The sequence below is a fragment of the Pseudomonas serboccidentalis genome, assembly GCF_028830055.1.
Taxonomy (GTDB): Bacteria; Pseudomonadota; Gammaproteobacteria; order Pseudomonadales; family Pseudomonadaceae; genus Aquipseudomonas; species Aquipseudomonas serboccidentalis.
This window is the reverse complement of the sequence record NZ_CP101655.1, coordinates 3,953,075-3,973,205: the sequence shown is the minus strand read 5'-3', so window position 1 is coordinate 3,973,205 and position 20,131 is coordinate 3,953,075. Positions and strand designations below refer to the sequence as shown.

Genomic DNA, 20,131 nt, shown 5'->3' with positions numbered 1-20,131 from the left:
GCAGCTCCTACAGGGAGTGTGTTTATTCGAATTGCTCGATCTGGCTCAGCAGCTCTGCGAGCTTCTGCGGCATCAACTGCGTAGCGCAACGAGTCTCCACATTGATGATGATCGCCGGCTCGTTGCAGCACAGACGCACACGGAATCGCCAGTCGCTGAAAATCACTTTCAGGCCGTCACGGTCGTCCATTTCCAGCGCCTGCTCGGCGTAGCGTAGTTTCAGGTGGGCGAGCAGGGGATAGGGATCCGCCAGCGTCCGGCGGATGTCGCCGGACGAGGGAAACATGCCGATGCGCTCCACCAGCAGAATGCTGCCCAGCCACGACTCGTTGGCGCTGGGCAACGGCTGATGGCGTGACAGCCAGCTCACCACCCCGAGGTTGCCCACCTCCCGTTCTATGTCCGCTGAATGTTGTGCCATGTTCATGCTGGTCTCCTGAGTAGAGAAGTGGGCGGGGAACCGTCTCAGCGGCCCTTGAGGTACACGTTGTCGTAGCAGAAATTGGTCGCCTGCAAGTAACCCTCGGCGTCGCCGCAGTCAAAGCGCATGCCCTTGAACTTATAGGCCAGCACGCAGCCGTTCTGCGCCTGTTTCATCAGCGCGTCGGTGATCTGGATTTCGCCGCCCTTGCCCGGTTGGGTGTCGGCGATCAGGTCGAAGATGTCCGGGGTGAGGATGTAGCGGCCGATGATCGCCAGGTTCGACGGAGCGTCCTGCGGCGCCGGTTTTTCCACCATGTGGTTGACCCGGTAGATGCCATCGGAAATCAGCTCGCCGGCGATCACCCCGTACTTGTGAGTCTGGTCGGCCGGGACTTCCTGGATGGCGACGATCGAGCAGCGGAATTTCTTGTACAGCTGGATCATCTGCGTCAGTACGCCGTCCCCCTCAAGGTTCAGGCACAGGTCATCGGCCAGCACCACGGCGAAAGGTTCGTCGCCGATCAGCGGACGGCCGCTGAGAATCGCGTGGCCCAGGCCCTTCATTTCCACCTGACGGGTGTAGGAGAAGGTGCAGGTGTCGATCAGTTCGCGGGTGCCGGCGAGGAACTTCTCTTTCTCGGTGCCGCGGATCTGGTGTTCGAGTTCGTAGCTGATGTCGAAGTGGTCTTCCAGCGCACGCTTGCCCCGACCGGTGACGATGGCCATGTGTTGCAGGCCGGCGTCCCGTGCTTCCTCGACGGCGTATTCGATCAACGGCTTGTTGACGATCGGCAGCATTTCTTTCGGCATGGCTTTGGTGGCCGGCAAGAAACGCGTGCCGTAACCGGCGGCGGGAAACAAACATTTACGAATCATAAAAGTATCCTGAACAGTCATGGAACACAGGCAACGGGTGCGCGCCCTCATAAAGGACGTGCAAGTTTCAATCATTATTGAACGACTGCTTTAATACCTGACTCAGGCGGTGAGTGGCAATTAGCAGGCGGGGTAAAACATGACAATGTTATGAGATGTCGGTAACAGTGTTATTAGTTATTTTTAGTCGGTATCTGTTGATAGTGATGAGTGTACTTGGAGTGCTAATAAGTACCAGGCAATACAGTTTGACCCGCAAAAATATTTATTGCCAGTGGTTGAACTAATTTTGTTTGAGGCTGTTGTCGCCCTTCTTTGTGTGGTGCGCCACAGAATGAATAAAAGGGACTTGACACGCTACTTGTCACTTATCCAATGACGGACCGCGCTATGAAGATTCTGGTAACGGGTGGCGCTGGCTATATCGGCTCGCACACCACACTTGCGCTGCTTGAAGCAGGTTATGAAGTTGTTGTACTGGATAATCTTTGCAACAGCAGCGAAGCAGCGTTGCATGCCGTTGAAGGCATCTGTGGCAAGAGTGCCTGGATGATCCGCGGCGATGTCTGTGACCGGGCACTGCTCGACCGGATTTTCCGCGAGCACAACATCGATGCCGTTCTGCATTTTGCCGGGCTCAAGGCCGTTGGCGAGAGCGTGCGCAAGCCGCTCGAATACTACGAGACCAACGTCAGCGGCAGCATTAATCTGTGTCAGGCGATGGCGGCGGCGGGGGTGTTCCGTCTGGTGTTCAGCTCGTCGGCCACGGTCTATGGCGAGCCTGAGCAAATGCCGATTCGCGAGGATTTCCCCACCGGCAATCCGACCAACCCTTACGGCCAGTCCAAGCTGATCGTCGAGAACGTGCTGCGTGACCTGAGTCAGGCCGAGCCGCGCTGGAGCATCGCCTTGCTGCGCTACTTCAACCCGATCGGCGCCCACCACAGCGGGCACATGGGCGAAGACCCCAACGGCATCCCCAATAACCTGGTGCCTTACATCAGTCAGGTGGCGGTCGGCAGCCTGCAAGAGTTGTCGATTTTCGGCAACGATTACCCAACGGTCGATGGCACCGGCGTGCGCGATTACATCCACGTGGTCGATCTGGCGGACGGGCACTTGAAGGCGTTGCAGTCCATCTCGGAGCGCACCGGCATTCATACCTGGAACCTCGGCACCGGCGATGGCTACAGCGTGCTGCAAGTGCTCCACGCCTTCGAGCAGGCCTGTGGACAGCCGGTGCCGTATCGGATGATGCCGCGTCGCAGTGGTGATATTGCCGAGAGCTGGGCCGATGCCTCGAAAGCGGCAAAGGAACTCGGCTGGAAAGCCACGCGCAATTTGCAGGACATGGTCACCGATACCTGGCGCTGGCAATCGAACCATCCGCGCGGTTATCTCGAATGATGTCGTTCTAATACTGAATGTTAGTTTCGGTCAGGTGTTAGATAACGTCGGGAAAATACGCTGGAAATGCCTTTTGCAAGTCCGTAGATATAAACCTGCCGTTCGACTTTTATCAGTTGGGTAAGACTGTGAAAGAACAACGGATCTTGTTCGCACTTTTCGCGGACTTGAACGCTACCACCTCTAACACAGGCCGGTTTTTAACAGGCCGAATGTTAGAAAGGAGTTGATATGAAAAAAGTGATGGCGATTGCCCTGTTGACGATGTTGAGCAACTGGGCGTCCGCCGCTGAAGCGCCGCTTACTGCGGTGACCAATGTATCTGGCAGTGTCGCGGCTTCTACAGCGCCCGCAGCCAGTACGGCAATGGTCGCCAGTGCAGTCGCAGCGTCCAACAGCGGCGGAAGTGCCAACGGCGGTACCACTGGCACCACCGGTACCACCGGCACCACCGGCACGCACAACTAACAGGAACATTTGTTAGTGCTGTACAGGGTCGCCCGACGCAAGTCGGGTGACTTTATTTTTAGATTTGCCTTGAATAGCGTAGTGCCATTATGACTCGTAGTTTTTCTCTTTTGCTGTTGGCAAGTATCGCTTTGCAAGGTTGCATGTTTTCCCCGGGCCAATACCTGAGCACCAGTGACATCACGCGCCAGGGCGCCAGTGAAAGCAGTCGGGTCGAGCTGATCCCGATCACGCCCAAGCTGATCTCGACGACGCGCGCCACGCAAAAGCGTCAGTCGGTGCCGGCGGAACTGTTGGCAACGCCAGCCGAATACCGCATCGGCAGCAACGACGTGCTGTACATCACAGTCTGGGATCACCCGGAGCTGACCGCGCCATCGGGGGCACAACAGCAGATCGACGCCAACGGTCGTCTGGTGCGCTCCGATGGCACGCTGTACTACCCGTTCATCAAGGAAGTGCAGGCCGCCGGCAAAACCATCCAGCAACTGCGGGCGGACATCGAAACGCGTCTGTCGGCGTTCATCGCCGAGCCGCAGGTGGATGTCGCGGTGCTGCGTTTCGCCAGTCAGAAAGTGGTGGTCTCGGGGGCCGTGGCCAAGGCCGGTCCACAGCCGATTTCCACCAACCCGCTGAGCGTGGTCGAAGCCCTCGGATCGGCCGGTATCGACACCAACAATGCCGATTTGTCCGGCCTGCTGCTGACCCGCAATGGCCGGGTGTATCCGCTCAATCTGGATTCGCTCAACCAGCAGGATTCCGAGCTGCAGTATGTCTACCTCAAGGGGGGCGACCAGCTGTACCTGCCGTACAACGACAACAAGCGCATCTACGTCATGGGGGAAGTCAATCAGCCCCGTGCGCTGAGCTTCAAGACCGCGACCATGAACCTGTCCGATGTGCTCGGTTCGGTCGGTGGCCTGAGCCAGACCACCTCCAGCGGCAATGCGGTGTACGTCATTCGCGGGGTGGAAAACCTCGATGTCGAGCCAGCGAAGATCTATCAACTGGAAGCCCAGTCGCCGACCGCCATGGCGCTCGCTTCGCATTTCGAGGTACGCCCGCAGGATGTGGTCTATGTCGGCCCGGCCAACGTGACGCGCTGGAACCGCTTCATCAGCCAACTGGTGCCGTCGGCATCGATTGTCGGGACCGGTGCTTCCGCTGCGAAGAACTGGAGCGAATTCAGTAACAACAGCAAATAAGGCCGACTGTGAAAACCTTGAAAGTTGGCGTCTGCCTGATGGCGGCCTTGATGTTGTGTGGCTGTAACCCGCTGATGACCGCCTCGGTGCGCAACCTCAAATCGGCGGTGCTCGGCCCGGATGAACTGGACGTGAGCGCGGCCGAGGTGGCCGAGGTCAAGTACCCGCAAATCAAACTGACCACGCCGTCCGGCTCCGGGGTGCTGGCGCTGGTGCGCGAGCGTGAAGACCTGCAGTTCTGGGTCGCCTCCGGCAAGCAGGTGTTGCTGCTGCGCGATGGCCTCGCCGTGCGCACGATTGGCCTGGGCGTGGAGGGCGATCTGGACGGCACGCGGCTGTCCGACAACGCGCCGTTCAAACAAGGCCTGCACCGTGTCGCGGATGGTTTCACCAGCCGACGCTGGATCGACCTCTACAAGGGCCAGGAAGTCGGCTTGATCGTCAACAGCCGCTTCGTGCGCCGGTCCACGCAAACCCTGGACATTCTCGACAAGGAATACACCGTGCTGCGTGTCGACGAGCAGATCGACGTCCCGGCCATCGGCCTGCGGGCGACCAACCATTATTGGGTCGACCCGGTGGACGGTTTCATCGTGCAGAGCGAGCAACAACTGACCTCGCAACTGCGTGTGCGCATCGTGCAACTGACCCCTGATCACAGGCATCTGCCGTGAAGCGCTTGCGGATGTTCTCGGCGTGTCTGCTGTTGATCAGCGGCGTCAGTCAGGCAGCGGTCACCGTCAGCGGCGATGTCGCCAACCCGGGGCCGGTCGAGTTGCCGCCGGGCGGGCGCTTGCTCGATGTGATCAGCGTGGCGCAACCGAATGCCGAAGGTTACTGGCTGGCCGGCGTGTTGCTGCGCCAGTCGTTGCTGGAGGAACAGGCGCGGCTCAAGGCCGGGGTGTTGTTCGATCTGGATGTGCTGCACCGGATGGCTTCGTTGTTCGACCGCCCCGACCGTGCGGCGCTGGCATTGCGTCTGGCCGAGCAGGTGCAGCAGATGCCGGTTACCGGGCGCCAGGTCGCGGATCTGGACCCGGTCGCGGTGGAAGTCGGTTTTGCGCGCAACATTCGTCTCGACGATGGCGATCGCCTGATCTATCCGACGCGGGTCGACGAGGTGCAAGTGCTGGGCGCGGTGGCCGACACCTGCCACGTGCCATATCAGCCATTGCTGGAGGCGCGCGAGTACCTGGACATCTGTGCGCCGCTGGACGATGCCGAGGCCGATTACCTGTGGCTGATTCAGCCCAATGGTGCGGTCCGGCGCGTGGGTACTGCGCACTGGAATCGCGAGAGCGGGCACTTTCCCGTGGCCGGCAGCAAGATTCTGGTGCCGGTGAAAAACGATGATCTTGATCCGCCTCTTCCTGAACTGAATCAGCAGTTGGCCGAATTGATTGCCACGCAGCTGGCTGAGGTGGTTCGTTGAAGTTACGTTTTGCAGCTGTGTTGTTATTGCCGTGCGGCCTGGTGCATGCCGAGCCGCGCATTACTCAAAATGATTTCGGTGGCACCGGCCTGTTGCAGACGCCGACGGCGCGCATGGCCCCGGCTGGCGAGCTGAGCGTCAACGCCAACCGCACCGAGCCTTACAGCCGCTACAGCGTGTCGCTGCAGCCGCTGGACTGGCTCGAAGGTTCGTTCCGCTACACCGCCATCACTAACCGGCCTTACGGCTCCGAGGCGCTGAGCGGCAGCCAGAGCTATAAGGACAAGGCGGTCGACGCCAAAGTCCGGCTCTGGCAGGAAAGCCACTGGGCGCCGGAAGTCGCGCTGGGCTTCCGAGACATCGGCGGTACCGGCTTGTTCTCCAGTGAATTTTTTGTCGCCAACAAACGCTACGACAATTTCGATTTCAGCGCCGGCATTGCCTGGGGTTATCTGGGCAATCGCGGCGACATCGACAACCCGTTGGGCTACGTCAGTGATCGCTTTGATACCCGGCCGGCCCTTGAGGGTACCGGTGACGTCAACTCTGGCTCGTACTTTCGCGGCAAGCCGTCGTTCTTCGGTGGCGTGAGCTATCAGACGCCGTGGGATCGGCTCAGCCTGAAACTCGAATACGAAGGCAACGACTACAAGCACGAACCGAAGGACAACGTGATCGAGCAGGACTCGCCGATCAACCTCGGCGCGGTGTTCAAGGTCACCGATTCGGTCGACGTCAGCGCGGCGTGGGAGCGTGGCAACACGGCGATGTTCGGCATCACGTTCCACACCAATTTCGTCAGCCGCAAGGCGCCGGCCAAGACCTACGACCCAACGCCTGAGCCGCTGCCGGCGAAGGCGCCGGGTACGCCGATGGATCAGGTCAACTGGGCCGATGTCTCGCAACGCCTGCAGCAAAATGCCGGGTACAAGGTCGAGCGCATCAGCCAGCGCGATTCCGAACTGATCGTGTACGGCGAGCAGCAGCGTTACTTTCATTCGTCCAAGGCCGTTGGCCGCGCGAGCCGGATTCTCGACAACAGTGTGAACGACGACATCAACTGGTTCACCGTGGTCAACAAGCGTTACGACCTGCCGCTGGAGGAGACCAGCGTGCCACGCCAGACCTTCCGCGAAGTGATCAACAACGAGGAGCCGCTGGAGTCGTTGCACCGCACCACCGAGATCAATCCGGCGATGCCGCACAACGAGAAAACCCTCTACACCGAAGCGCCGCAGCATTTCAACTATGGCGTCGGCCTGGGCTTCAAGCAAAACGTTGGCGGCCCTGATGGTTTGCTCTATCAGTTCAGTGCCGATGCGGACGCCGAATACCGCTTCAATCGCAACACCTGGTGGAACGGCCTGCTCAGTGCCAACCTGGTGAACAACTTCGACAGGTTCACCTACGATGCGCCGAGCGGCCTGCCACGTGTGCGCACCGATTTGCGTCAGTACCTGACCACCTCGGAAGTGACCATGCCGTTGTTCCAGGTCAGTCACGCCGAGCAGTTGGACAAAGACCTGTATGGCATGGTCTATGGCGGGTATCTGGAGTCGATGTTTGCCGGTGTCGGCGGCGAGGTGCTGTTCCGTCCGACCGGTGAGCGCTGGTCGGTGGGGGCGGATCTGAACTACGTGCGCCAGCGTGAATTCGACCAGGGTTTCGGCCTGCGCGATTACTCGGTCTGGACCGGCCACGTCACCGGTTATACCGACCTGCCATACGACACGTTGGCCGCGGTCAGCGTCGGTCGATACCTGGCAGGCGACTGGGGCGGCACACTCGACATCTCCCGCGAGTTCTTCAACGGCGTGCGCTTCGGCGCCTGGGCGACGATCACCACCGCCGGCAGCGCGGAGTACGGGGAGGGTAGTTTCGACAAGGGTCTCTACCTGTCGATCCCGTTTGACGAAATGATGAGCATGTCGACCATGCGTCGCGCCAACCTCGTCTGGGCCCCACTGACCCGTGATGGCGGCGCGAGGCTCAATCGCAGCTTCCAGCTGCACTCGATGACCGACAGCCGCGAGGGCGACATGTTCTACCGCAACTTCTCGAAGATTACCGAGTAAACCCCTCGGTTCATGCAGGAGTGAACCTGCTCGCGAAGGCGTCGGTCCAGCCAATATCCCTGGCGCCTGACCTACCGCTTTCGCGAGCAGGCTCACTCCTACAATTGGTCCTGCGGCGAACCACCAACCCCAAACCATACCGAAATCCCCTGTAGGAGTGAGCCTGCTCGCGAAGGCGTCGGCCCATCCAACATCCATGGCGCCTGACCCACCGCTTTCGCGAGCAGGCTCACTCCTACAATGGCTCAGCGGCAAACCACCAACCTCGATCCATCCACATATCCCCTGTAGGAGTGAGCCTGCTCGCGATAGCGTCGGCCCATCCAACATCAATCCGCTGGCCTCCCCAAATCCCGCCCACAAAAAAGGGGACTTTCGTCCCCTTGTGGCATAGCCTGATCTACCACTCACCCATCAATAAATATCCTTCGACAACAACGTAAACGGCGTTTTCACCAGGATCTTCAGATCCAGCCACAACGACCAGTTGTTGATGTAATGCAGGTCCATCTCGACGCGACGCTGCATCTTGTCGATGGTGTCGGTCTCGCCACGGCAGCCGCTGATTTGCGCCAGCCCGGTGATGCCCGGTTTGATTCGGTGGCGGGCCATGTAGGCGAGGATTTTCCCCGAGTAGTAGTTGTTGTGCGCCACCGCGTGTGGGCGTGGGCCGACCAGGGCCATTTGCCCCTGCAGCACGTTGAACAACTGCGGCAGTTCGTCCAGCGAGGTGCGGCGGATGAAGCGCCCGACTGCGGTAATGCGCGAGTCATGGCGGCTGGCCTGGATCACTTCGCGGTCATCGTGCACGCGCATCGAGCGGAACTTCCAGACCTGAATCACCTTGCCGTTCCAGCCGTGGCGATCCTGCTTGAAGAACACCGGGCCGGGCGAGTTGATCTTCACCGCCAGCGCAATCAGCAGCAGTAGCGGGCTCAGTAGAATGATCGCCAGCAGTGCCACGCCTTTTTCCACCAGACTTTTGCTCAGCGCAGCGGTAGGGCGGCTGGTCAGCGGGCTTTCATTGAGGCAGATCGCCGGCAGACCGTCCACCACCTTCACCGAGTGATTGAGCAGGGTCAGACTGTTCAAGTCCGGCACCCACACCACATCAACGTTAGCACCGAGCAAATCGACGTACATCGCTTCGATTTTCGCGGCTTCCGCCAGCGGCAGGGTGATGTACAAGCGGCGGATGTCATGGTCTTTGATCAGTTGCAGCAGATCTTCCTGATCGCCGACCACGCGCGGTGCATCCGAATCCAGATCCGCCGTTGTTCCATTGCTGACCAAACCTACCAGCGGCAGGTTTTCCACCTGGCTGATCTTCTTCGCCAGACCCAGTGCCAGCTCACCCGTACCGACGATCAGCGTCTTCTGCGCGCTGGTGCGGGAACGCTGGTAGTACTTGGAAAAGGCATGCAGCGGCGCGTACAGCAACGCCTGACCCAGGAAGCCGTAAACCGCCCAGCTCAGCGTCACTTCACGGGAGAACACCTCGTCGGCCTTGCAGACGAACGCGATGCAGGCCAGCGCGACCATGGTCATGGACCAGCCCATGAACAGACGCCCCAGGCCCGTCAGGTAATTGTCCTGTTTGCGATACACACCGCTGAACGTGTACGCCGGAACCGAGGCCAGCACCGCGAGTGTCGCGCACATGCGGTAATAGAACTCGACGGTTCCGGTATGCCGTTCAGCGAGTATGAACAACAGCGCAACAATGAAACTCTGCGCCAGCGCCCATTGGCCCCAGAAGGTAAGTCCCTTGAGGCCGTTATTTCGATTGATCCGTAGAGAAAGTTCCATGAGATATCCCCAGAAATACGTCCATTCAGGTTTCGACAGTTGAAGTCCGAGTTGCTAAGTAGGCTTGTTGTTGTTATTGGACGAGTGTCCTGAGGTAACAACGTCGATAGGTCGAACTGTCGTCAATCAATAGACTAAGTTATTGCCGGAGAGGGTGTCTGACGAGTTCTAACAAGGTGGCACAATGCCAACTTTTAAATAATCAAATACAAGGCTGTTAGAAAAGGTCGTGGAGGAGGGGGTGAATAAATGATGTTGTGTTTGTTACTGTAGGAGGGGTGGAGGCAGGGAGTTTTATTTTACCAGGGAGGTGAAGTCAAACAGAGTGCTCTTGTTGTTTTTGTAATCGCACTGTTTTCTGTTTGTTTTGTCCGCAGAGATCGGCGGTATTTACGCAACGATTTCCTGGATGAGGCAATAACCGCGGTTTCTTACGGCGCGAAACAGACGCTCACCATTACTGGCGCTTTTGAACTTGTCCTGCAGGCGACTCAGGCACATCTCAAGGCCACGATACTGCTCCGGCTCGCGGCCGATGCTGAGGATCAGGTCATCTCGACTGACCACGCGTTCTTCGTGATTGAGCATCTTCCTGACCAGCGCGGTTTCAAGCCCGGTAAGACTGATTTCGACGCCTTCCTTGACCAGTGCGCCTTGATCGTTGTCCAGGTGCCAGGTCTCGCTGCAGGTTGCATCGCCTTCATTGGCTGAGGTCTGGTTGCCGGTGTCTACGTTCATCGTCGGGATTTTGTAAAACGGATATGCCGATTGCGCGGCCAGCCATTCCGATTCGAGGTTGGTCAGTATGCGCTGGGTGTCGTGTTCAATCGTGCGGCCGACGTTTTTCCGGGTGCCGCTTGGGTAAGAGAACTCCATCAGCATGGGGGCGAAAGAGGGTGAAGTAGCACCTTCAATAAACATTTGTGCCTGAGACGTGCCAAACGAATTGAAGCGCTCGCTGGACAGAATGCTCTCAAGTTCACGCTGCGACGTTGTACTGTGGGTCACGACGACAAAATATTTTCTTGGGAGGGTTGTACTCGTTTCCATGTCTCTCTCCTAAAATGTGCACCAAAATGGGCAAAAAGATAAATCGGCAGGCGAGCAATGACTTCCTCGGAAGTAATCGACAGGCAGGGTCTGGGCCCAAAATGGCCCTCGATAAGTTCCACTCGTTCTGCTGCTATGTTGTGATGTTTATTGTTATGGTTTGGTGTGGCCGTGCTCATTCAATTGCTTGATTATAATTAGGTGTGTAATACAACTGGAGCCGTATGGTTGCATAGGACGATCCTTCGTAAGTATGCAAAGAGAATGGCTGCCCGAGATTCAGGCAGTCGATATCAGACCTCGCATCAGGCGATATCCATGACCGCGGATACTCTGAATCGCATTGGTACCATACATGTCCTTGATTTTTCCTCGCAAGCGGCTGATCGATTTTTCCAGCGCTCTCGGGTCGTAGAAATTGGTATTGAGCCCCATGATGCTGGCGATTTCATCATGGCTGAGAATGTGATTGCTGGTCTGCGCAAAGGCTTCCAGGATCTTCATCTCGGCAAACGAGATGTCGAGTTTCTTGCTGGTGCCCAGCAGGCAGATGCGCGTCGGGTCGAGCGTGAGATTGATATCCCGCTGCCATTCTTCGCTGTTGAAGAACTCACCGAGCAACTCCGCGCCCTCGTCGGATAGAGTATTGAGTTTGATACAAAAATCGGCACCGGCCAGAAAGTACTTGATCTTGTTGAAGGCGCCGCGGCCGGTGATGACCGCGCAAATGATCGGCTTCAAGTTGTCGGTGCGCAGGTTCTCGATCAGTGCAAGATTGTCTTCCAAGGCTTGCGGACTGTCGATAACGATGAAGATGGCTCGATATGAGCCAGAAAGTTCATTGTGCTTATATGAACTAGGGTACGAACTGGCCTCAAGTGCCATATCAGTGCGTACGTGCTTTGCGACCAGCGCTCTAAAATGTTCGGCCACGCCACGGGTACGGCCCAGAGTGAGTACACCGGGATCGTCGTTTGTCGGGCGAGGACTTCTAGTCGCCAAGTTCCCTGAGAGCATCATGCATTGACTCGAATTAGGTGCTGACATCGGGATGTTAAAGCACCGGTTCTCATCTGTGACTGACAATTGGTAACATTCACGCGATTTTTAGACGTGGCTCCCGAGTTTTCTAACAATAATTAAGCTTTTCAAGCTTTTAGTTGATTTTCTCGGGGCTGTGAACTAGTCGTTACATGGTGGCAATATGAAATTGTGCCACTATTTTGAATCTATGGCCACGGCTTTGTTCATGTCTAATTGCCACTGTCTGCTGTGGTAGGAGAGTGTGAGCTCGATCACACTTTATTGCCGGATCGAACTTTTTTCTACTAAATACCTAAATATTTTCCGAGTAGTTCGTACGCGGACGTTTATTAACATGGCTTGAGTGTGTCTTTTGATAAGACATATTCTCCGTCGCCTGATCAGGCAATGGGTGTCGCGTTATACCGATTGTTTAACTTCAGATACTCAATTCCTGAATGCAGTTGACCGGTCGCTCATCAAGAGCGCTCTGACGGAGGATTAATGGATTTCTGGACCTTTATCCAGGTGTTGATTTTAGGCGCAGTGGAAGGCCTGACCGAGTTCTTGCCGATCTCCAGTACCGGCCACCAGATCATCGTCGCCGACCTGCTGGACTTCGGCGGCGAACGCGCCATGGCGTTCAACATCATTATTCAGCTAGGGGCGATTCTGGCCGTGGTCTGGGAGTTTCGCCCGAAGATCTTCGACATCGTCAAAGGCCTGCCCACCCAACGCAATGCGCAACGTTTCACCCTCAACCTGCTGATCGCCTTCCTGCCGGCGGTGGTCCTCGGCGTGCTGTTTGCTGACAAAATCCATCAATACCTGTTTAACCCGATCACCGTGGCCATGGCGTTGGTGGTGGGCGGCATCGTCATGTTGTGGGCCGAACAGCGCCGCCACGTGGTGAGCGTCGAGCATGTCGACGACATGCGCTGGTCAGACGCGTTGAAGATCGGCTTGGTGCAATGCCTGGCGATGATCCCCGGCACGTCGCGCTCCGGCTCGACCATCATCGGCGGTTTATTGTTCGGCTTGTCCCGGAAAGCCGCCACAGAGTTCTCGTTCTTCCTCGCCATGCCGACCATGGTCGGCGCCGCGGTGTACTCCGGCTACAAGTACCGCGACCTGTTCCAGGCCGGTGATCTGCCGGTGTTCGCTCTCGGTTTCGTCATCGCCTTCATCTTCGCCATGATCGCCGTGCGCGGCCTGCTCAAATTCATCGCCAACCACAGCTACGCCGCGTTCGCCTGGTACCGGATCGCGTTTGGCTTGTTGATTCTGGCGACATGGGTGTTTGGCTGGGTGAACTGGACGGCAGCGGCGGCGTGATCACTGGCTGCTGATCAACGTCGCAACGGCGAGGTCGCTCAACGCCGAGTCGGGCGAGTTCTGACGGTAGCGCTGCAAGGCCGAGGTGAAATACGCGGCTTGCAGCATGCCATCGCTGGCGAGGTAGAGACGCGCATCCTCCAGCTCTTCGGCGGAGTAAACGCGTTTGTGGCTCTCAGTGGTTTCCTGGCTGGCAGAAAACGGCGCGAGCAATAAGGACGCCAAGGTAAAGCCGGACAACTGAGTGGCCTCCCACGGCGTATCGGTACGTCCGATGCAGAGACCGTCGCAGTGCGCGTAAACATTGGACGTGACGCAGACCAAGGAAAGAAGGGTGTAGCGTTTGAAACCAGTGAAATTAAACGCGGGCATAAACAAAAGACATCCTGTCAGTACAACAAAACTCCGGGCAACGCTCATTCGTTGCCCGCACATTCAAACCATCAATCAACGGCCTGCAAGCAACTCGGCCGCCTGATCCAGCAGCGCCAGCGGATCCTTGGCCTTGTGAATATCCACCGACAACAACTGGCGGAATTTACGCGCCCCCGGGAACCCGGTGCCCAGCCCCAACACATGCCGCGTGATGTGATGCATCGCGCCGCCGGCCTGCAAATGCTCGGCAATATAAGGCCGCAACTGCGCCAGCGCCTCGGCCCGGCTGATCACCGGCGCGCTGCTGCCGAACAACTGCTGATCCACCTCCGCCAGCAAATACGGATTGTGATAAGCCTCACGTCCCAGCATCACACCGTCAAAGGTCTGCAAATGCTCATGGCAGGCCTCCATCGTCTTGATCCCACCGTTCAGCACAATCTCCAGCTCCGGAAAATCCGCCTTTAACTGCGCCGCCACGTCATAACGCAACGGCGGAATGTCGCGATTCTCCTTCGGCGACAACCCCTCCAGAATCGCAATCCGCGCATGCACGGTAAAACTGGTACACCCGGCATCCCGCACCGTACCGACGAAATCACACAACTCGGCGTAACTGTCCCGCCCATTGATCCCGATCCGATGCTTCACCGTCACCGGAATCGACACCGCATCACGCATCGCCTTCACACAATCCGCCACCAACTGCGGATGCCCCATCAGGCACGCACCGATCATATTGTTCTGCACCCGATCACTCGGGCAGCCCACGTTTAGGTTTACCTCGTCGTAACCGTGGTCCTGGGCCATGCGGGCGCAGGCTGCCAAGTCCAATGGAACGCTACCGCCCAACTGCAACGCGAGCGGGTGCTCGGCTTCGTTGTGACGGAGGAAGCGTTCGTGATCGCCGTTGAGGAGCGCGCCGGTGGTGACCATTTCGGTGTAGAGCAGGGCGTTCTTCGACAGGAGGCGTAGGAAGAAACGGCAATGGCGGTCAGTCCAATCCATCATCGGGGCGACGGAGAAGCGGCGGGAGAGTGGGGCGGGTGTGGCGGTGATTGGGGACATTGGCGGTTCTGGAATGGGTGGGGCTGGGAGGTGGGAGGTGGGAGGTGGGAGTTTATCAGGAATGGGGAGGTGGGGCTTGGGGGCGTCTGACTGGTGTGTTAACGGGATGCAGTGTGAAAAGGGGCGAAAGTAAATTAGTCCCCGTTTTCACATTTTCACAAATCAGTTCTGCAGGTTCATGGCTAGTAGAGTCAATCATCTAAAGGCTATGCACCAAGCGACCTTCGGTTTGTAAAGTATTGATGTGTAAGTGAGTGCATAATTATTTGTCTTCTGGTTTGTTGAGGTTGCTTCGGTATTTTTGTGTGCTGACTAAATAATTTTTGTATTCCATAGCTTTCTGGGCAAGGTCTAGTTCACTGTATTTTTCGCTTGAGACTATTGGGTATGTGGAGTCTACAAGTTTTTTTAAGTCGCGGTTTATTTTGTTTTTAGTGGCGTCAAGTACAAAGTTTATAGTGTCAATAATGTCACGATTTAATTCAAGTTTTCGTGGGTATTCTAAAGTAAGAAAGGTTTTTTTATTCCCTAGTTCGTTGGTTGTTGTTGTGATTATTATGTTTTTTTCTTTCTTTGACTCGTCAAGTATGGTTTTTGTGTAGGGGCCATGGATGTTGGAGTGCCATTGTAAATCCGTAATCTGTCGTCCGATTGTGATTGACGATCGCCAATCGATTAGGTAAATGATTTTTGTAAGTTTCGAAATGGATATTCCAGAGCGGTCGGTTTGCTCCGAAAGTATAAAATTGATAATGTTTATTAAAGTGCTTGTCATTTTAGAATCCTGCCCGATTTGCGATTTCAAGGCTAACCATATGAGGCCTAAGTGCGTCCAGCAGATTTGCTATGGTTCTAGACTCATTTTTTCCAAAATCCTTTTCTATCGAGTTTGGCAAACTGGTTTTGGTCGACTCAAATACGATTACAGCTACAGATGTGCTTTTGCTGTTTTTTATTCTAAGGCAATGAAGAGATCTGCTTTTCATTCCAAGGGCGCGAAGGGTGTTCTCAGAAATCGTGACGCCAAGTTCATTGTTTGACGCGATCCAGTCGTCCATGTTTGTTTTTGGATCAGGGAGGTTTTCTGCGGATGACTTACCTTCCACCCAAGCCTGTCCTATTAATCCTAGCTCCTTGGGGTACATTTTTTTCGGCAGTTCCGTCTGCTTCTGGTTGTCGGAGTATCTCCCGATACATCGGAAGTGGTCAAGTTCAAGTATGTAGAGACTTATGCGCTCTGTAATGTCGTACCCATATTTTCTATACATTGAGTAAAGATATTTGCTAAAGAGATCTGTGCAGTCTATGGATTTGCTGTTGTGCACTTGCTTGAGCAAGTCAAGCTCTTTGGAAAGGCGTTTGTTTTGTCTTTTTAATATGATGTCGCTAAGCGATGTGGAGCAAAGTAGCCAGGCTGCAATAACTATTGTTGCTATTGCCAAAGCAAGAGTTATTTCTGTGACACTGTATTTTTCAATAAAATACAATCGAATGGGGGCGGGTACGATACGTCGTGTTGCCGCTCTGACGTCTTCGCTGAGAGCGATATAGCTGAATGCTACAGAGCAAAGTATAGTTAGAGGAAGGTTGTATTTGCTAAGCTTTACTATCAGTCTTGCTAGATAGTTTCCAATTTCAAACTTTGATTTATTTAGTATTCTGCTTAGGTAAACAAGCCATTTCTCGATTTTTTTGTCGGCTTCACGATCGATTTCTGCATTAACAATGCTCTGTCTGATTTTTTGTTCGATATTTGATGACATGTATCAAGTCCGATATGAATACATATTTTTTCAAATGATATCAAAATGATTTCAAAAAATAAAGTCTCCGATCAAGTGTACATGAAATTGTTTGGTGAGAAAATTGACAGGTGTATTTTTTGGTTGCGGTGTTATACATGAATCGTCAATTTTTTTGATCGAATGTGCTTCATCAAAAGGCATCAAAAGGGGACAGATTTATTTTTTAAGTGATAAATAAATCTGTCACCATATGTTGGTTTTTTATTTGATGTTTTTACGCTGAAAATAAAGCTGCCACTTTTTGGGGCTTGATTTTATGGTTATTATAAAGTTAAGAGGGTTTAATGTTGATTTTTTTCAGTGCGAGCCAAATACATCGCCAAGCTGAAAATTATAAGGCTTAATGTTGTGAATACTTGAAAAAATATAATGTTTATTCCGAATCCACTGCATACGTTAGAGAATGCAAGACCCACGTTTGTTAGAGTCCCTACGTTGAGTGAAAGGCTAATGGCGGCCCATGGATCGAAGCCTTTGGTAAGAATTAGATATGCCGGTGCTGAGTAAAAATAGATCTCGATATAGCTTTTCATCGCAAGCTTGATTCGTTCTTTACTGTTCAGGTTTGTAGCTGATGCTGTTTCTGGATCTTGAAAGGCATCTTTTGTAAAGGCATAAGTAATTTCATAGCTTCTAGAGATAAATCGAATAATCGAAAGGCATAATAGTAGCTGTCCGAGATACGATATGGGAAAAGAACTGCCAATGATTAGTGTTAGTAAGCCGAAGGAAAAGCTAAAGTATAAGTTGAATGCATTGTTGCGTTGTACGAATTTCTTGCAATGTGTTTTTATTTTTTCAGGCTCAGGGTCGTATATGCGGTTTTTGAATCTGAAGGCCCACCACAAGTCAGGACTAAAGATTAGCGCTAATTCTTGACCCTCTTTCCAGGCAGGGAGAGGTGGTTTTTTAAATTCTGAGTACTTGTAAATCGCTAGCTTGAAAAGATAGGTCATAAAAAAATAAGCAAAAAAGGCGAATATGAATATTCCAGTGTTTAACATTGGTTTTGCTGGCCTGTATTTGTTGAGCCATGTTGGTCGGCGTGAACAAGGGGCAAAAAATGGGGGGCGATTAATTTTATTCTGCATTTTTAAGTTGCAAATTAATCTGCCCCCACCCCTTTTTGTTGGTGTCACTTTGGCATGGTTTGCTTTTTTCCACTGGTGAAAATGTAAGTGTCTGGCACCCATTCAAATTTCATTTTTTCAGTATCGGAAGCAGCCAGCTTTTTATCGGCAGCCTGAAATTGGTTGTAATCCATTGTCCCGCTATAGATATACGTTTGATCTGGGTCGATCTGGATATCGTTGGTGAGGCCAATTCTTTTTATAGGATCGCCAAACATATCACTAAGTACAACCGTTCCCTTTACGCCAGATAGGGCCTCAGTCGTATTGTTGTGAAGTGCGACTTCAATGGAAAAATATTCGCTGTATTGCTTGTTTTTATAGTCGGCAGGATTCAATTTCAGTTTGAGAAGAGACGCTGTAAGCGTTCCGTTCATTTCTTTCAGTGCCACAAGCTGTTGCTGTTTTACTTGCTCAGCCAGGGCTTTTTGTTTTTCCGCTTCGGCAGCTTTGGCTTCGATCCAGACCTGTTGTGTTTTCAGCGCATCACCCAGTGTTGAATCTGCAACAACTTTGCTACCGCCGAATGTGCTGGCCACCACTTGCCGGGCAGCATAGCCGCCAAACAGCTTTCTATCGCTTTCATCGAGTTTACCAACAGCTTCCATTAGCCTTTTGTCCTCTGACCATTTACTGACGTCGGCAGGAAGTTTGGCCTGCTTTGGGTCAGAACAAGCAGCGAGTAGTAAACATGCAAGAAAGATTGCGATTATTTTTTCTTTCATGTATCGGTCCTTGAAGTAATTATATTTTGGCTCAGTTATGTGTTTTTCACGTTTGAGTATAGCTCAAGAAAAAAAGGATGACGCAATCGTCTTCACTGCGACGTTTGTTATTGGCTGATGTTTTGGTACTGATTTTCTATTTCTATCCAGATGTATTTGTATCTGCTCTTCAGCCACGTCACCAGTAAGGTGTTGGCTTTTCTTTTAAACCAGCTGTTTTTTTTTGCCCCCAACATTTTTTCAATGTTGTCTTCTAATTCTGCTCTATTGAAACAAAGCCATATTGTAGGAAGTGTGCTTTCAAGGTTGGAGTGACAAACAGGCGCTACCTCTTCAAACAAAATTCGTTTGATTTCGTCTCTATCAAACTCTTCTGTCTGCCGCGCGATCGCAGCATAGTCGACTTCGTTATCAACGAATGCGTCTGACAATGCCCAGCGAATATCCGCTCTTTGTTGCTTTGTCATAGAGTGTCCCATTTGGAAAATTCCTCCAACTCTTCATCAAAGGTATCAGCAACAACGCTACCAGCAATGCCTCCTGCGATACTGCCTGCCAAGACGATTGCTACAGCACATGCAATGGCACCAGGCCCGCAAAATGCGGAAACGCCCAAACCCGCCAACCCACCACCCGCAGCACCACCGCCGATGATGATTCCTTGTCTGGCTGTTTCCTTCACTTTGTTGTCAGCATTCATAATTTCATAAACGGCGAAGGTGGCGGTGACCAATAAACCGACTTTTCCCATAATTCTTAATTTCTTGGTTCCCCTACTTACCGGTGCATTGTCCCGACCTGCTGAGTCAAGAATCTCATAGTAAACTTTGCTTTTTTGTTCCGGAGTAAGTTTGCTGTACTCCACTTTTGCGGTTTTTAGTGCGTATTTATCTAGTGTTTCCTGAAGCGTTGGAGGAAGTCTCTTTTTTCTCTCGGCAAAGGCCACGCCTTGTGCCGAAGTATATTTTCGATGCTCTAGCAAGATTCTGTTTCGCATCTCTTGGCAAAACGCTGCTCCTTCTTTAGCACTGAGCCTTCCAGCAGCGACTTCGGCTTTTGTTTCCACTGACATACGTTTGATGTTGTTCATGTAGTTGGTGCGTACTTTTGCATCCGATATAGCGTCAACAGAAAATCTTGTAGCAGCACCTTCCATTCCCGCAATAGCCATATCCAAGGGCGAATTTTCGAGCGCGTGTGCTTTCTGGACAACGTAGCTTCCCGTGACGAGCAATGGTTCAGTCATGAAAAAATCCTTATTTCAAAGAAGCGTTGAATAACGTATCGAAGATCGAACCAGCGGCCGATTCCTCTTGTGTACCGAATTCAAGCTTGTGACAGATTTTCCCGGGGATATTGAGAAATTTCACAGTGTTAGTGTTATCAAAAACGCCTGATAGGGTAGATCCGTCGTCAAAGTGTGCGGTGCAACTCATGCCCTGATATGACTCCTCCCCTGGAATATTGAAGCTGATCCAACCAGGGTGAACGATGATCGGGGTAGGGGCTGTAAAAGCAGCTGGTGTATGGGAGTCACCGATGATCACTGTTCCCGATCCACCAATCACAACGTCTCCATGCGTACCAGTGGTGCCGACAAGCGCGGCGTTTTTGCCGTTTATGAAAACTGTCCCTGAAACCGCTGATGCCAATGCACTGCCACAAGTGCAAGTGTCGCCTTTTCGGGCGGCTGCAAGTCCGTCGAAGAATACGTCGGGGGAACCGGAGGCGATGGCTTTGGGGCCGTGCCCAGGCATTGGGCAACTGGTGGGATCGGTGATGCGTGCGGCTGGCTTTGCCATGTTTGACTCCCTGTCAACGAATGAACCGGTGCCGACTTTATCAGACTTGTTTCGACCCGTGCCTTGGTACAGCGCCTTCAATTTAAACGGTTGAGATCCAGCATGTTTAAAATGTGGTTGTCG

General features: G+C 53.6%; 21 protein-coding genes. 7 read left to right on the top strand and 14 right to left on the bottom strand.

All coding sequences use genetic code 11. From position 1 onward, the window contains the following. Positions 1-22 precede the first annotated feature (22 nt). Positions 23-427 carry a phosphohexomutase domain-containing protein gene (locus NN484_RS18145; RefSeq protein ID WP_274657605.1) on the bottom strand — a complete coding sequence of 135 codons (405 nt, stop codon included), beginning with the start codon at positions 425-427 and terminating at the stop codon, positions 23-25. A 38-nt stretch (positions 428-465) separates the two neighbouring features. After that, positions 466-1,299 carry a UTP--glucose-1-phosphate uridylyltransferase GalU gene (galU, locus tag NN484_RS18140; protein ID WP_127650310.1) on the bottom strand — a complete coding sequence of 278 codons (834 nt, stop codon included), beginning with the start codon at positions 1,297-1,299 and terminating at the stop codon, positions 466-468. Positions 1,300-1,689: 390 nt separating this feature from the next. Between galU and galE the strand changes: the two genes are divergently transcribed. The 6 genes from galE (at position 1,690) to NN484_RS18110 (ending at position 7,886) form a co-directional block, all read left to right on the top strand. Next, on the top strand, positions 1,690-2,706 hold the full coding sequence (gene galE, locus NN484_RS18135) for a UDP-glucose 4-epimerase GalE (protein WP_215502442.1): 1,017 nt from the start codon (positions 1,690-1,692) through the stop codon (positions 2,704-2,706). A gap of 231 nt (positions 2,707-2,937) precedes the next feature. Continuing rightward, positions 2,938-3,174: a hypothetical protein gene (locus tag NN484_RS18130; protein WP_003226528.1), complete on the top strand. Its 237-nt coding sequence runs from the start codon at positions 2,938-2,940 to the stop codon at positions 3,172-3,174. An 89-nt stretch (positions 3,175-3,263) separates the two neighbouring features. Next, on the top strand, positions 3,264-4,379 hold the full coding sequence (locus tag NN484_RS18125; protein ID WP_485064244.1) for a polysaccharide biosynthesis/export family protein: 1,116 nt from the start codon (positions 3,264-3,266) through the stop codon (positions 4,377-4,379). A gap of 8 nt (positions 4,380-4,387) precedes the next feature. After that, positions 4,388-5,053 carry a YjbF family lipoprotein gene (locus NN484_RS18120; RefSeq protein ID WP_274657603.1) on the top strand — a complete coding sequence of 222 codons (666 nt, stop codon included), beginning with the start codon at positions 4,388-4,390 and terminating at the stop codon, positions 5,051-5,053. Continuing rightward, a complete protein-coding gene (locus NN484_RS18115) occupies positions 5,050-5,811 on the top strand; it encodes a capsule biosynthesis GfcC family protein (protein ID WP_425518790.1) in 762 nt (253 codons plus the stop codon). Before NN484_RS18120 ends, NN484_RS18115 begins: the two co-directional genes overlap by 4 nt. Beyond that, positions 5,808-7,886 carry a YjbH domain-containing protein gene (locus NN484_RS18110; protein WP_274657602.1) on the top strand — a complete coding sequence of 693 codons (2,079 nt, stop codon included), beginning with the start codon at positions 5,808-5,810 and terminating at the stop codon, positions 7,884-7,886. Before NN484_RS18115 ends, NN484_RS18110 begins: the two co-directional genes overlap by 4 nt. 414 nt (positions 7,887-8,300) lie before the next feature. On the opposite strand, the gene NN484_RS18105 is transcribed toward NN484_RS18110, so the two are convergent. The 3 genes from NN484_RS18105 to NN484_RS18095 all read right to left on the bottom strand — a co-directional run bounded on the left by NN484_RS18105 (position 8,301) and on the right by NN484_RS18095 (position 11,765). Further along, positions 8,301-9,695: an undecaprenyl-phosphate glucose phosphotransferase gene (locus tag NN484_RS18105; RefSeq protein WP_215502445.1), complete on the bottom strand. Its 1,395-nt coding sequence runs from the start codon at positions 9,693-9,695 to the stop codon at positions 8,301-8,303. Between the two features lie 390 nt (positions 9,696-10,085). Then, a complete protein-coding gene (locus tag NN484_RS18100) occupies positions 10,086-10,745 on the bottom strand; it encodes a winged helix-turn-helix domain-containing protein (RefSeq protein ID WP_274657601.1) in 660 nt (219 codons plus the stop codon). Between the two features lie 279 nt (positions 10,746-11,024). Continuing rightward, positions 11,025-11,765, bottom strand: a complete 741-nt coding sequence (locus NN484_RS18095; RefSeq protein ID WP_127650324.1) for a winged helix-turn-helix domain-containing protein — start codon at positions 11,763-11,765, stop codon at positions 11,025-11,027. Between the two features lie 507 nt (positions 11,766-12,272). On the opposite strand from NN484_RS18095, the gene NN484_RS18090 reads away from it, so the two are divergent. Continuing rightward, positions 12,273-13,103 (top strand): undecaprenyl-diphosphate phosphatase, encoded by an 831-nt coding sequence (locus tag NN484_RS18090; protein WP_127650326.1) that lies wholly within the window; start codon positions 12,273-12,275, stop codon positions 13,101-13,103. Here the strand turns inward: NN484_RS18090 and NN484_RS18085 are convergent, their stop codons facing one another. The 9 genes from NN484_RS18085 to NN484_RS18045 form a co-directional block, all read right to left on the bottom strand. Beyond that, positions 13,104-13,475 carry a DUF2388 domain-containing protein gene (locus NN484_RS18085; protein ID WP_274657600.1) on the bottom strand — a complete coding sequence of 124 codons (372 nt, stop codon included), beginning with the start codon at positions 13,473-13,475 and terminating at the stop codon, positions 13,104-13,106. 75 nt (positions 13,476-13,550) lie between these two features. Further along, positions 13,551-14,546, bottom strand: coding sequence for a tRNA dihydrouridine(20/20a) synthase DusA (gene dusA, locus NN484_RS18080; RefSeq protein WP_274657599.1), 996 nt, complete (start codon positions 14,544-14,546; stop codon positions 13,551-13,553). Positions 14,547-14,808: 262 nt separating this feature from the next. Then, complete coding sequence (locus NN484_RS18075; RefSeq protein WP_274657598.1) at positions 14,809-15,321, bottom strand: Panacea domain-containing protein; 513 nt, start codon at positions 15,319-15,321, stop codon at positions 14,809-14,811. Position 15,322: 1 nt separating this feature from the next. Beyond that, positions 15,323-16,309, bottom strand: coding sequence for a hypothetical protein (locus NN484_RS18070; RefSeq protein WP_274657597.1), 987 nt, complete (start codon positions 16,307-16,309; stop codon positions 15,323-15,325). A 323-nt stretch (positions 16,310-16,632) separates the two neighbouring features. Further along, entirely contained in the window at positions 16,633-17,544 is a 912-nt protein-coding gene (locus NN484_RS18065; protein WP_274657596.1) for a hypothetical protein, read from the bottom strand. Further along, positions 17,487-18,206: a putative periplasmic lipoprotein gene (locus tag NN484_RS18060; RefSeq protein WP_274657595.1), complete on the bottom strand. Its 720-nt coding sequence runs from the start codon at positions 18,204-18,206 to the stop codon at positions 17,487-17,489. Before NN484_RS18060 ends, NN484_RS18065 begins: the two co-directional genes overlap by 58 nt. Before the next feature lie 107 nt (positions 18,207-18,313). After that, positions 18,314-18,673, bottom strand: coding sequence for a DUF7079 family protein (locus NN484_RS18055; protein WP_274657594.1), 360 nt, complete (start codon positions 18,671-18,673; stop codon positions 18,314-18,316). After that, positions 18,670-19,452 carry a hypothetical protein gene (locus NN484_RS18050; RefSeq protein WP_274657593.1) on the bottom strand — a complete coding sequence of 261 codons (783 nt, stop codon included), beginning with the start codon at positions 19,450-19,452 and terminating at the stop codon, positions 18,670-18,672. The genes NN484_RS18055 and NN484_RS18050 overlap by 4 nt, the downstream gene beginning before the upstream one ends. 10 nt (positions 19,453-19,462) lie before the next feature. Next, on the bottom strand, positions 19,463-20,008 hold the full coding sequence (locus NN484_RS18045) for a PAAR domain-containing protein (RefSeq protein WP_274657592.1): 546 nt from the start codon (positions 20,006-20,008) through the stop codon (positions 19,463-19,465). Positions 20,009-20,131: the final 123 nt, after the last annotated feature.